Genomic DNA, 11,982 nt, shown 5'->3' with positions numbered 1-11,982 from the left:
TTATCCCCCATCACCGTTCCCTGTTCCCTATTCCCCGTTCCCTGATCCCTGACCGTGCTCGAGCGCTCGCACTTCTTGGGCCAAGGCTCGGAGAAATGGCTCCACATCGGTCACTAGCCCAACTGTCTGAAATGATCCGCGATCCTGCAATTTGATCACAGTGGAGGGATTAATATCGACACAGACCACCTTTACCCAGGCGGGTAGCAAATTTCCCACGGCGATGGAGTGCAACGTGGTGGCGATCATCAGGCAAAAAGTAACATTTTTGATCCTTGCCCGCATCTCGCGCTGGGCCACCAGCGAATCGGTAATGACATCGGGCAAGGGACCGTCGTCACGAATGCTGCCCGCCAGTAAAAAGTCGATATTTTGCCGCACGCATTCATACATAATACCGCTCTTAATCAGCCCTTGCTCCACCGCGGCCGAGATGCTCCCCGCCCGGCGGATGCGATTGATCGCCCGCAAGTGATGTTCGTGCCCCGCCTCCAAAAGATCACCTTTATCCAGCGACACGCCCAGGCTAGTGCCGTAAAGCGCGTGCTCTAGGTCGTGGGTGGCCAGGGCATTGCCGGCAAACAGGTGTGAAAAATACCCGCCCCGCAACAGTTCGCAGACATACGGGACGCTACCGGTATGGACAATGGCCGGCCCCCCCACCAGCAGTGCTTCCGCCCCGGACTTGCGCGCCGCAAACAGTTCCTCGGCGATTTGCCGGACGGCCACCCCCTTGGGTTTTTCGGTGGAGACCGGACTATTCATAAATTCAAAGGTTTGCTTGCTGGCGGCCCGTTCCTCGGGAAAGACCCGCACTCCCTGGTGGCCGCAGACGATCATCATGCCGGGTTGGACATCGGTCATGGGCACGCATCGCGCTAGGCCCTCCCCGTCCACCACTATCCCGCAGTCCATTTCTTGATCGGCAACGGGCAGCCAACGTCCCTGGCGGCGGATTTCGGTCCGTTGGTTGGTTGTGCTATAAAATTCCTCGGGAAACGCCCCCGCCAGATCCGCAATCCGCAGTTCCGCGTCATGCAAAGTCACCGGGACCGCGCCGTGATCGCTGATTTGTGCCAGAATCTGGTCTAACTGGCTCCGTGTAGGGGCATAAACCTCGATGCGGGCATGACTGGGTTCATGCCGTTGAATCCCAATTTGCACATTTTTTATGGTAAAGGTCCCCCCGCCCGCCATGATCGTGTCAAGTATTTTTGGCAAAAGCAGGCTATCGATGATATGCCCGCGAATTTCCACTTCTTCGCGGTGGGGAGAGGGTGATGGCGCGGGGGTGGTTGGCATGGTCAGCGTGACAGTAGCAGCGAAAAGGGGAATGTAAAAAATCGCCAGCAAACCGCCGTTGGCCGGGCGTTGGGCTAAACAAAAGGCAGAAATAACCACGAGAAGTGACGGCCAGGTGATGCGGTTCTTCCGCCGCCATTATATCCAATGGTTATAACCCGGGCTTCTGCCAGCTTACCCCTTGGGTGGGTTGGCGGCCATTGCTCTGGTGACGAAAAGACTGTTCAGATCATAAGTTACAGCGTATATTAAGGGCTTGTCATCCGAAAAATCACGAAAATTGTGATGTTCAATTTTCCCAGATGTCCCCGGTCCAAAATTGCGTTTTATCGCGATTGACTGGTATTTTTGCTCATTTAACGTATCCCTCTACCAATTTTGTATGTCCGAAAACTCTCCCGCCGATCCCTGGTCTGATCTGATTTCCCATTTGGGCGTGCCAACCCAACCTGACGCACCCCCCTCCGGGACAGAACCTTCCCAACCATTGCCAATACCTTCCAACCGTCCGGCGACAAAACCGACTGCGACGCCAAAATCCCTGCCCACCGCAAATTGGAGTGAATTGGCTTTGGAGTTGGGCTTGCAGGTCACCATGCCTGATCCCGCCAGTGCTCCCGTGGCTTCCGCGCCAGAAGTCACCCCCGGCGGAGAGAGTCAGTCGCAGATTTTGCGCATGGTGCGGGGGGAAGACACCCGGCCCAGCATTGATGAGGTCGGCTCTCGTCCGCGGCAACGTTCCAGCGAGAGGGATTCCAGTCGCGGGCCTTCGAGAGGCGAAGAGACCCCTTCGCGCGCGAGACGAGACCGCGCAACATCCGGAGAAGAATATCCCTTTAGTGAAACGCATGGGGATAGGGGAGAGCGAGGTCCCCGCACCGAGCGTGGTGAACAGCGTGAACGAGGAGAATCCCGTCCTCCACGCAGGGAAGGAGAGCGTTCCGATCGAACCCGCGGCGAAGATCGCTCGCGTTCCCGGGGAACCGGGGATTCTAGCAGGGAAGCTTCGATGGACAGACCGCGTGGCGACGCTGACCCGCGGGGAGAACGGGGTGACAGAGCCTCCCGCGGGGAGCCTTCGGGGCGTGGACCGCGTGACAGGTCCGGCGCGGAAGGTGGCGGAAGAAATCGTGGCTCTGATCCACGGGCCGGACATCCGGAAAGAACTGAAAGCACGAGACGCCAGGAAAACGCCAAAAGGGGGGAAGATCGACCAGGCAGAAGTCGTGAAAGGGATGACCGGGGACGTGATACGCGCGGTCAGAAAGCCCACCAGAGTCCCCAAGCCAGAATTGATGATCCCCAGGTCAGCTATCCCCAGTCAGCCTATCCGCGGGAAGAGACCCCCCCGACGGGTCAAAGTCCTTTTGCTTGGGATAGCGACCCCGCTGGTGAATATCCGGCTTATACTGGCAAAAGTCCCTACCAGGACATAGAACCACCCACCAGCGATGACTCGCATGACTCTATCAGTGCGGCGGAGGATCTTTGCCCAACAGAAGATGAATTTGAAGAAGAGCTTGCCACGCCCGACTATAGCCCCCGCGCGGAGGATGCTCCTCCCCCGCGCAGCATCACATCGGCAACTCGAGAACTATGGGGGGAAGAGTCTTCCACGGCGGCCCGCAGTCCGTGGGATGTGTTTAACCTTATTGATGATAAAATTGGGGGACCTCCCCTTCCCAAACCGCAACCGGGATTCGAGCGTGAAGAACCACGGCGTAAATTTGTGGAAGACGCCGATGACATCGACGATCCCGTGGACCCTGACGCGCCAGGGAAGGACTTTGGCGGGCAACGTTCTTCCGGGGCGGGGGACTACCCAGAATCCCGCGGGGGAGGAAGACGCCGACGGGGGCGAGACCGAGGGGGCAAGCGGACGGATGCCGGCTTTCGCGGAGAAAACCCTCCACCGCCGCGAGGTCCAGTGCCCGAAGAACCCATTTTGGCGGAATTAGTACCCGAAAGCGGCGTTGATCGGCCACTGGCGGGCGATGCCGCGGATGATTTTGGCCCGGATAAAAAATCAGGCTCTCGGCGTCGCCGTCGGCGCAAACGCAAAGGAGATCGGCCCGAAAAGTCCGCCTCCGCCGGGAATGTGTCTAGTCCGCGGGGGGGCGGTGACGTGGATGCCGCTATTGAAGATGGCTATGACATCGATTTTGACAGGGATCCCCGCGTCCCCCGCTCGCCCGCCGAAGGGGGAGGCCGTTCCCGCCGCCCCGTCGATGCGGGAACCGGACGGGATTCGGGGGATGACCATGCCGATGAGGACGGCGATGATGAACCGCTGCGCAATGTCCATCGCGATGTGGTCCCTTGGAAGGAAGCCGTGGGTATTTTGGTTTCGTTAAACATGGAGTCGCGGGCCCGTTCTCCCCGCGGGGAGCGCGGGGATTATCGCCGCGGGGGCCGCGGTCCACGGGGGTCGCGCGACTAAGGACGAAAAAACCGGGGTGAGGACATGTGGGGCGAGGAAGCTCGCACGAGGGAACCGGTGTGAGAAAACCGGGACGAGGGAACTGGACACGCCAGTCGTAATTTGCGGGAATGAATGCATTCCCATTCATGCACACGGGGGAGCTACTATGTTTGCCATCACCGCGGGACGCTGCGCACCCGGCGTTAGTCTGGGATTGTTGGTTTTTTTGCTGAGTTTTTGTGGCTGCGGCAATTCGCCCCAAAATTCTTCCGGCCAACCAGCTAAGTTGCGCATCGCCATGATACCCAAGGGTACCACCCATCAATTTTGGAAGTCCGTCCATTACGGCGCGGACCAAGCCGCGCGCGAGCTGGACGTGGAGTTAATCTGGCAAGGCCCCTTAAAGGAAGACGACCGCCAGGATCAGATCAACACAGTCGATAACTTTATAACCAAGGGGGTGGACGGGATTTGCCTGGCCCCGCTGGATAAAAATGCCTTGCTGAATGTGGTAAAAAGCGCGGGGAAGAACAAAATTCCCACGGTTATCTTTGACAGCGCGTTGGCCGATCCCGCGGCGGCGGTCAGTTATGTCGCCACGGACAATTATAACGGCGGGGTGCTAGCCGCGCGCGAACTGGGCCGTTTGTTAAATGGCCAGGGAAAAATTATTCTGCTCCGTTATGCTGAAGGGAGCGAAAGCACCGAGCAGCGGGAAAAGGGCTTTTTGGACACCGTTGCCAAGGAGTTCCCCCAGCTCGAGTTTTTATCCCAGGAACAATACGCCGGAGCCACGGTCCAAACCGCCCTGCAGGTGGCCAAGCAACTGCTGGTCAAACATGGCGATCAGGTCCAGGGGATCTTTGCCGTGAATGAATCGTGCGCCACCGGCATGCTGAAGGCCCTGCGCGACGCCAAATTGGCGGGAAAAGTAAAATTCATCGGTTTTGACACGGGCGAGGAATTGCGGGGAGGGCTGGAAACCGGCGAGGTCCATGGCCTGATCCTGCAAAATCCCATCAAAATTGGCAATCTTTCGGTAAAAACCGTGGTGGCCAGTTTGCGCGGCGAACAGGTCGAGCCGAACCAACCGACCGGCGAAATGTTGGCCACTCCCGCCAATCGGACCGATCCGGCGGTGCAGGCCCTCTTGGTCCCCCGCCAACTGTAAGACCGCGTGACGAGTTCATGATGAATAACTTGGCGTGGGGGAATTTGCGAAACAAGCTTTGGTCGGCTTTGGGACCATTACTTGCCCTAGTGGTGGTTGTGGCTGTCTTTGCCCTGGCCAATCAAATGCAACCGGGGGGCGGGACATTTTTGCGTTATCGCAACTTCCAGTCCATCACCAACGAAACCGCCCAATTGACCGTGGCCGCCCTGGGAATGACGCTGATCATCATCGCGGGGGGAATCGATTTGTCGGCGGGATCGATCATCGCGCTCTCCTCGATGGTTTTGGCCTTGGCCCTGCAACGGGACTGGCCTCCGTCGGTGGCGATTGCCGCCGCGGTTTTGACCGGGGGTTTGGCCGGCGCGGGGAATGGTCTACTGGTTAGCGCGCTGCGGATCGTGCCGTTTATTGTCACCCTGGGGACCATGACTCTCTATCTGGGGATCAGCAAACTGTTAGTCCCCGAAGGTGCGTCCGAAGTATTACCCGGTGTCGAGCAGGTCCCCGCCGCGTTTGCCGATTTTGTCGCGACCGAACCTCCCGCGGGTTGGCCAATATCCCCTAGTGTTTGCGGGGCGGTGTTGTTAGCGGTATTGATCGGCACGCTAATGCGGTTTACCGTCCTGGGCCGTTACATCTATGCCATCGGATCCAACGAGCCAGCCTCAATTCTCAGCGGTGTCCCTGTCCCCTTTTGGAAAATTTTGATTTATGCCCTGGGGGGGATGTGCTTTGGCCTGGCGGGAGTGTATTTATTCGCCGAGTTTGGCAAGGGGATTCCCACCGCGGGCCAGGGAATGGAGCTGGCGATTATTACCGCGGTGGTTGTGGGAGGGACCAGCCTTAGCGGCGGACGGGGGACGGTTTTGGGAACGGTTTGCGGCGCCGCCATCATGGCCGTGGTCGGGAGTGGCTGCGTCCAATTAGGCCTAGAAAACCGTCTGCGGGATATTATTTCAGGCGGAATTGTGATTGGCGCGGTCGCCGTGGACCAATGGCGCAGCCGGTGGCGCGGCTAAGGAGAAACACGGGGTATGGCCCGTAGCCGAAATTACCAAAGTTCCGACGGCACCGGGACGGTGCCTACTACCAAACTTGCTCAGACGGCACCGGGACGGTGCCTACTACTCTGGAATTCTGGCGAATTCCGCTATCCGTAGCAGAACTCGCAAAAGTTCTGGCTTTACCCTTCGTAACTAAACTTGTTCCGACGGCACCGGGACGGTGCCTACTACTCTGGAATTCTGGCGAATTCCGCTACATTATGTCCCGCACTTCTCCCGCCTACGAAGCTCTCCTTACGCAGTTGCGCCAGGCATTTCCGCAACCGGTCTCCGACCAGGTCCATGACGCCTATTTGGTCTTTAGCATTTTGCGAGCCTTGGATCAGGTCGACCAATTAAAGTCCCAGGCACCGATATTGGGCAGGCCCACGCGGCCCGATTATGCGGCCGCCCGCCGGTCCCAGTTGGCGGATGCCCCGCAATCATTGGAAGCGGTTGTGCCGCAATTAGTGCGGTATTTAGAGGGGTTGCTGATTTGGGGGCATCCCCGGACGCAAGTCAATGTGATCCAGCAGCCGGGGATAGCGGGGATTATTGGCACCATCTTGCCCGCCACGTACAACCCTAATTTGTGCAGCGAGGAAAGCGGCCATCTGCTGGCCGAGGCCGAAGTTCGCGTAGCGGCCATGATTGCCGATTTGGTGGGGTATGACCCGCTGCGCGCGACGGGGGCGTTCACTTTTGGCGGGACCGGCTGCACCCTGTACGGAGTCAAGGTCGGTTTGGAAAAAGCTCTTCCCGGCACGCTCAAAGCGGGATTGTCCCGGCCAGCCGTGGTGTTGGCCTCCGACCAAAGCCATTATTGCGTTCAAAATGTGGCCGCCTGGTTGGGATTGGGAAGTAATCGCGTTCGCCGCGTCCCCACCGGCCCGGATAACGCGATTCTTTTGCCGGAATTAGAGCAAACCGCCCGCGCCGCTCTGGACGCGGGAGAGGCGATTGCCGCGATTGTGGTCACACTGGGGACGACGGATGCCTTTGGGCTGGATGACTTGGCGGGCGTGTGTGAAATCCGCGATCGGTTGGCCAGCGAATATCGCCTGCCGTATCTTCCCCATATTCATGCCGACGCCGTCATTGGCTGGGCGTGGAGTGTGTTCAATGATTACGATATCGTGGCCAATCCGCTTGGTTTTCGGGGGAGAACGGTGCGGGCGTTGGCCGCCGCCACGCGGCGAATCGGGCAGTTGAGTCGGGCGGATTCGCTGGGGGTCGATTTTCATAAGACGGGCTACGCGCCGTACATTTCCTCGCTGGTGCTTTTTAAGGAACGGGCGGATTGGGAGCGGATCGGCCGACCCCCCGAAAGCATGCCTTATTTGTATCATTCCGGCGAATACCACCCCGGCATGCAAACGTTGGAAACCTCGCGCGCGGGGACCAGCATGCTGGCGGCGCTGGGAAGTTTACTCAGCTTTGGCAAAGAAGGGCTGCGAACGCTCTTGGGCCATGCGGTGGAAATGGCGGAAACCCTGCGTGAGGGGGTGGAGGCCCATCCTAATCTGACCGTCCTCAATGATTTAAATCATGGTCCGGTCACGCTAATGCGAGTCTATCCCGATAACGTGGATACCTTTACTATTAAGCTGCGCGAACAAACGGATCCAAGTCTGCGAGGACAGGTCCGACTGCACAATATTTACAATCGGCGCATTTATGAGTATGTGCAGTCCGAGGCCCTGGCCGGACGTGGAATCGCCATCTCATTAACCGATTGTTACCGGTCGACCGATTACGGCGAGCCCCTGGTCGCGTTAAAGAGTTACGTCCTGTCGCCGTTTGTGGAAGAGCGGCACATGCGCGAGATTATCGAACATGTGCTGGCCGCGCGAACCCAAATTGACATTGCCGCGATAGAGAATGAGCAAGCCGACAAGACGGAAAAAGAGTCTACGGGCTGAGAGTGTTAGCCAGTGTGTTCCTCTCACTCCGTGAGAGGGAAATGCGTAAAGAGAAATTCTGAGAGTTATGGATTAGAACAGACCCGCCTGATGAATCATTTATGATCATCACACGGAGTGTGATGAAGACCTTGTCCCTCGCCCCTCACCCCTCGCCCCTCCTCTAACGGAGGTGGCTTAAGCGATTGCCGTCGATTTTACATTGGTGGAGGCTGGCTCGGCTTCATCGGTAACCGTGGTTTCTCCCTTAAGAGTTGCTATTTGCCGTTCAAGCAGTTCCAGCCGCGCGGCCACCAGATTGTAATCTTCGGCCAGTTCGCTCCAAAAATCCCCCGCGCGAAATTGCATTTGCTGGGTTGGTTCGCCACTGGCCAATTGCCGCAAACCCCGCCGAAAACGAAGTAGTGGTCCGCTAAAGCGATTGCTAAACCGCACCATGTCATACACGATAATGGGCAACAGCAGCACCGAGGCGATGAATGGTAATTTATACTGAAACCATAAATCGTCAAAATGCGTGTAAAAAACCCGCGCTGGACCGGTAAACATCCGCCAGGTAATCAGCATTACAATGGCCGTTACGACCAAAGCCAGCCAATAACCCACCACCCGCAACGCCAAGTTGCCTTGAACGTGGGGATCCACAAAAAGCTGTTTGCGAGTCTGCCCGGCCATAATACTTTTCCTTTGCCTGTCAACGGCATAAAACCTCTTGCATCACACTGCAAGTCCTACAAACCTAGCTCACAATTTAAGGGGAGAATTTCAGGAATTGTCATTCGCCGCGAGGCATTCTTTCCCAACGATGCGGTTTTTGGGGGGGACTGTATCAAACCTGCCGTTTATGCGGGTGGCGCGGCGGGTTATAATGGACTCTCAATCACCCCTTGCCGCCGATGCTCCGGTGGAAAGGGGAACCAGCTTCTTCCTTTATTGGGTAAAAGTACCAACCCATGAGCCATCCCGTCTCCGTTAAAAAAACTACCAACTTCCAGCCACGGACGCCGGAGGACTCGCCCCGCCGGAGCGTTTCCCGGCCGTTGACTGGCGTGGCTTTTCCCACGGATCTGGGATGGATGGCCCTGCAAGGGACCACGCGAGGCTTGCGCCGTCTGCGGTTTGGGCTGCGGGGAATGCGGGAGGCGCGGTTGGAATTGCCCAATGTCGTTGATCCGCTGATTTACACCCAGACGAGTGAGTGTTTGGATTGCCGCACGGCCGGGGAATTAGCCGCGCGGGGGGACTGGTGGTTGGGCGCCGTGCAATTGCTCATTCGGTATGCCAGCGGAGAGCCTGTCCCCATTACCAGGATTCCCGTGGATCTGGTTGGCATGACCCCCTTTATGTTGGCGGTGATTCGCGCCTGTCGCGATATTCCGAGAGGCCAAGTCGAAACTTATGGCGATTTGGCCCGCGCCGTCAACCACCCGGGAGCAGCGCGGGCAGTGGGGACGGTCATGGCCAAAAATCAAATTCCCCTGGTGATTCCCTGCCACCGGGTCATCGGGCACAAAGGGTTGCAGGGGTATTCGGCACCCGGGGGACTAGCCACGAAAATGCGATTATTGCAACTGGAAGGGGTCACTTTGCCACTTGAGTAGCGGAATTTACCAGAATTTCGAATGGATTAACAACCTGTTGCATAGTAAAAAATCGCCCGCGGGACGGATTGCCTCAATCATGCGGGAGGATGCCCAGAACTCAATTTTCGGCGTAACTTTTGACAACTTTTCACACGGCTTTCTTTACCCGTGCAAAATGCTCTAGCGGGGGGGCCAAGCTTGGGAAATAATAACGAACAACCTCAAACGTACGGTTTTTGCCGCTGACAGAGGCAAGGCGCGGCGGACCATAAAGTTTTCCCCACATGACTGAAGATCAATACCAAGTCGAACGCCGTGCCGATGGCGCTATTGTGGTCAGGGTCCGTTCGCAGCCCGTGGCGAATAAGCCACCTTTACCGGACGCCGTCTTTTGCTTTCACGCGGGGGACCCGCAATACGATTTTTGGTCGCGAAAATTATCTCCGACGACGGCGGGGGTTTCTGCTCCCTCTGCTTCCTCCTGTTAAAAGAAGTTTTATTGTTGGGACAGCGCCGATGGCGTTTAGTGGAATGTAAAAATTCTTGGCGGTTGGTCCTAACCTACAATTCTGACGCTGCGGGTTGATGTCCCTTGCCACAACCCCCCTCGCCACTGTTCCCTCCCGCCACCCACCTCCTGACACCCGCTTCCCGCCACCCATCTCCCGTCTGTCCCCTGCCTGACGGGGCGGCTTACTAACACTCGCAATCCCAGTTATTTCCCAGGCCCTTCTGTCGATCACAGGCGATACGCCAATTGGCTAGTGGCAAGCCTTCATTTTGATTTCCGCCCACCAGCATTCGTTCTAGTTGCAGCAGTTCTCCTGGCAATAGCCGACAGGGGGGAGGCGCCAGTTGTGCCACGGGGGGACGTTGTTTCAGTTGTTCCGCTTGGGCCTGTCTGGCGATTTGGAGATTCGCGATTTGCCGCGCGGCATGCTGGTTCGTCCGCGCCGCGCGAAACCGCGTCGCGCAAAAAATGCGATAACCGATGCCCAGCCGCGCTAGCGGACGGCTGCGGATGATTCGCAAACTGGGACCCAACAATGGTGAGGCGGCGGTAACACTGGCACAACAGGGAGTCATCGTGAAAAGGGAAAAATTGGATCCGAGAGCGTCCTGCCAGCAACCCAGGCTCTTGCCGGCGGAACTACACTACAACTGATGTGCCAAAGCCGAAAAATGCCCAAAATCCCGCGAATCGCCTTTGATTTTCTAACTAGGGAACAGGGGAAATGTTGATTCTTTGCCGGGGATGATGTGTAAACGCTACAAACAGGGGGCGAAACATTAGCTCGCGCCGCGGGCCCGGCCGAAAATGGGCAAACGATCCAGAACTCCTCTGCTAATAACACTTTAAGTGGCCTTGCCGCGCTCCCTGCGTGTGTCCGTGCGATGCTAGTGAAGAACAGCAAAAACACGCTGGCATGGGACTTGCAACTTTTCCTTGGGAATTGTCAGCGTCAACATGGCTCTATTTCACCTAGGTTGTCTTAGCTAAAGGATTTCCTGCATGCAATTTTTAGCGACTACGGCGGATCATCGCAGCAAACACTCCTGGGCGGCGGCTTGTCGTAAAAAACGTTTCGCGCATTTGCATGGTTTGTTGAGCCGCTTAGAGGGGCCGGTGCGGATTTTGGACGTGGGGGGAACGCCCGATTACTGGCTAAGCCTGGTGGAACAGATTCCGGCGAATTGGCACATTACGTTATTAAATATTGAACTCCCCGCGGAGCGCCATCCGGATTTTCAGTATTTGCGGGGCGACGCCCGCGATCTGTCGCAATTTGCCGATGGCAGCTTTGAGGTGGTGATCTCGAATTCGGTGATTGAGCATGTCGGCCAATGGTCCGATCAGGCCCGGATGGCGGCGGAAGTCCAGCGGGTCGGACAGCGGATCTATATTCAAACGCCGAATCGCTATTTTCCCATTGAGCCGCACTTTTTGACCCCCGGTTTTCAGTTCCTGCCCGAATGGGCCCAAGTATGGTTGTTACAACATGTCTCCCTGGGAACCTATGGCCGCGTGCGTGATCGGGCCGCGGCGGTGGAACTGGTGCGGGAAATACGTCTTCTCAGCGGTGCGGAAGTCCGCCGTTTATTCCCGCATGCCTCTGTTACGGCGGAAAAGGTCCTAGGCCTCAATAAATCGTGGATTGCCACCGCCGGCTGGGAAAACCCCGTTGCGGCGTAGCGGTATTCCAGGGTAGTAGGCACCGTCCCGGTGCCGTCGGGACAAGTTTGGTTACGAAGGGTAAAGCCAGAACTCTTGCGAGTTCTGCTACGGGTAGCGGAATTCGCGAGAATCCCAGAGTAGTAGGCACCGTCCCGGTGCCGTCGGAACAAGTTTGGTTACGAAGGGTAAAGCCAAAACTCTTGCGAGTTCTGCTACGGATAGCGGAATTCGCGAGAATTCCAGAGTAGTAGGCACCGTCCCGGTGCCGTCGGAACCAGTTTGGTTACGAAACATAAAGCCAGAACTCTTGCGAGTTCTGCTACGGAATACGATTTCGCGGGATTTCCGGGGAACCAAAGG

At 57.3% G+C, this 11,982-nt stretch carries 10 protein-coding genes; 7 read left to right on the top strand and 3 right to left on the bottom strand.

Annotated elements, in window-relative coordinates:
• Positions 1–27: 27 nt before the first annotated feature.
• The gene (locus SFX18_09555; protein ID MDX1963387.1) at positions 28–1,401 is read right to left on the bottom strand and encodes a TIGR00300 family protein; all 1,374 of its coding nucleotides are present in this window, start codon (positions 1,399–1,401) and stop codon (positions 28–30) included.
• A 283-nt stretch (positions 1,402–1,684) separates the two neighbouring features.
• Between SFX18_09555 and SFX18_09550 the strand changes: the two genes are divergently transcribed.
• From SFX18_09550 to SFX18_09535, 4 genes are all read left to right on the top strand, one after another.
• The gene (locus tag SFX18_09550; protein MDX1963386.1) at positions 1,685–3,742 is read left to right on the top strand and encodes a hypothetical protein; all 2,058 of its coding nucleotides are present in this window, start codon (positions 1,685–1,687) and stop codon (positions 3,740–3,742) included.
• 148 nt (positions 3,743–3,890) lie between these two features.
• The gene (locus tag SFX18_09545) at positions 3,891–4,895 is read left to right on the top strand and encodes a substrate-binding domain-containing protein (GenBank protein MDX1963385.1); all 1,005 of its coding nucleotides are present in this window, start codon (positions 3,891–3,893) and stop codon (positions 4,893–4,895) included.
• Positions 4,896–4,912: 17 nt separating this feature from the next.
• Positions 4,913–5,917: an ABC transporter permease gene (locus SFX18_09540; protein MDX1963384.1), complete on the top strand. Its 1,005-nt coding sequence runs from the start codon at positions 4,913–4,915 to the stop codon at positions 5,915–5,917.
• A 245-nt stretch (positions 5,918–6,162) separates the two neighbouring features.
• Positions 6,163–7,863, top strand: coding sequence for a pyridoxal-dependent decarboxylase (locus SFX18_09535; GenBank protein ID MDX1963383.1), 1,701 nt, complete (start codon positions 6,163–6,165; stop codon positions 7,861–7,863).
• A gap of 177 nt (positions 7,864–8,040) precedes the next feature.
• On the opposite strand, the gene SFX18_09530 is transcribed toward SFX18_09535, so the two are convergent.
• A complete protein-coding gene (locus SFX18_09530; GenBank protein ID MDX1963382.1) occupies positions 8,041–8,538 on the bottom strand; it encodes a hypothetical protein in 498 nt (165 codons plus the stop codon).
• 278 nt (positions 8,539–8,816) lie between these two features.
• On the opposite strand from SFX18_09530, the gene SFX18_09525 reads away from it, so the two are divergent.
• On the top strand, positions 8,817–9,464 hold the full coding sequence (locus SFX18_09525) for a methylated-DNA--[protein]-cysteine S-methyltransferase (GenBank protein ID MDX1963381.1): 648 nt from the start codon (positions 8,817–8,819) through the stop codon (positions 9,462–9,464).
• Between the two features lie 266 nt (positions 9,465–9,730).
• A complete protein-coding gene (locus tag SFX18_09520) occupies positions 9,731–9,934 on the top strand; it encodes a hypothetical protein (GenBank protein MDX1963380.1) in 204 nt (67 codons plus the stop codon).
• Positions 9,935–10,142: 208 nt separating this feature from the next.
• On the opposite strand, the gene SFX18_09515 is transcribed toward SFX18_09520, so the two are convergent.
• Positions 10,143–10,532, bottom strand: a complete 390-nt coding sequence (locus SFX18_09515) for a hypothetical protein (GenBank protein MDX1963379.1) — start codon at positions 10,530–10,532, stop codon at positions 10,143–10,145.
• Between the two features lie 427 nt (positions 10,533–10,959).
• On the opposite strand from SFX18_09515, the gene SFX18_09510 reads away from it, so the two are divergent.
• Positions 10,960–11,640, top strand: a complete 681-nt coding sequence (locus tag SFX18_09510; GenBank protein MDX1963378.1) for a class I SAM-dependent methyltransferase — start codon at positions 10,960–10,962, stop codon at positions 11,638–11,640.
• Positions 11,641–11,982 lie beyond the last annotated feature (342 nt).

This window comes from Pirellulales bacterium, assembly GCA_033762255.1.
GTDB lineage: Bacteria > Planctomycetota > Planctomycetia > Pirellulales > JALHPA01 > JANRLT01.
The sequence above is the reverse complement of the archived record's forward strand: the minus strand, read 5'-3'. Positions and strand labels throughout refer to the sequence as shown.

What these genes read in the sequence shown, in the direction of transcription:
- SFX18_09540 (MDX1963384.1), top strand. Translation starts at nt 4,913, where the DNA reads ATGATGAATAACTTGGCGTGGGGGAATTTGCGAAACAAGCTTTGGTCG.
- SFX18_09545 (MDX1963385.1), top strand. Translation starts at nt 3,891, where the DNA reads ATGTTTGCCATCACCGCGGGACGCTGCGCACCCGGCGTTAGTCTGGGA.
- SFX18_09530 (MDX1963382.1), bottom strand. Translation starts at nt 8,538, where the DNA reads ATGGCCGGGCAGACTCGCAAACAGCTTTTTGTGGATCCCCACGTTCAA.
- SFX18_09535 (MDX1963383.1), top strand. Translation starts at nt 6,163, where the DNA reads ATGTCCCGCACTTCTCCCGCCTACGAAGCTCTCCTTACGCAGTTGCGC.
- SFX18_09510 (MDX1963378.1), top strand. Translation starts at nt 10,960, where the DNA reads ATGCAATTTTTAGCGACTACGGCGGATCATCGCAGCAAACACTCCTGG.
- SFX18_09520 (MDX1963380.1), top strand. Translation starts at nt 9,731, where the DNA reads ATGACTGAAGATCAATACCAAGTCGAACGCCGTGCCGATGGCGCTATT.
- SFX18_09515 (MDX1963379.1), bottom strand. Translation starts at nt 10,532, where the DNA reads ATGACTCCCTGTTGTGCCAGTGTTACCGCCGCCTCACCATTGTTGGGT.
- SFX18_09525 (MDX1963381.1), top strand. Translation starts at nt 8,817, where the DNA reads ATGAGCCATCCCGTCTCCGTTAAAAAAACTACCAACTTCCAGCCACGG.
- SFX18_09550 (MDX1963386.1), top strand. Translation starts at nt 1,685, where the DNA reads ATGTCCGAAAACTCTCCCGCCGATCCCTGGTCTGATCTGATTTCCCAT.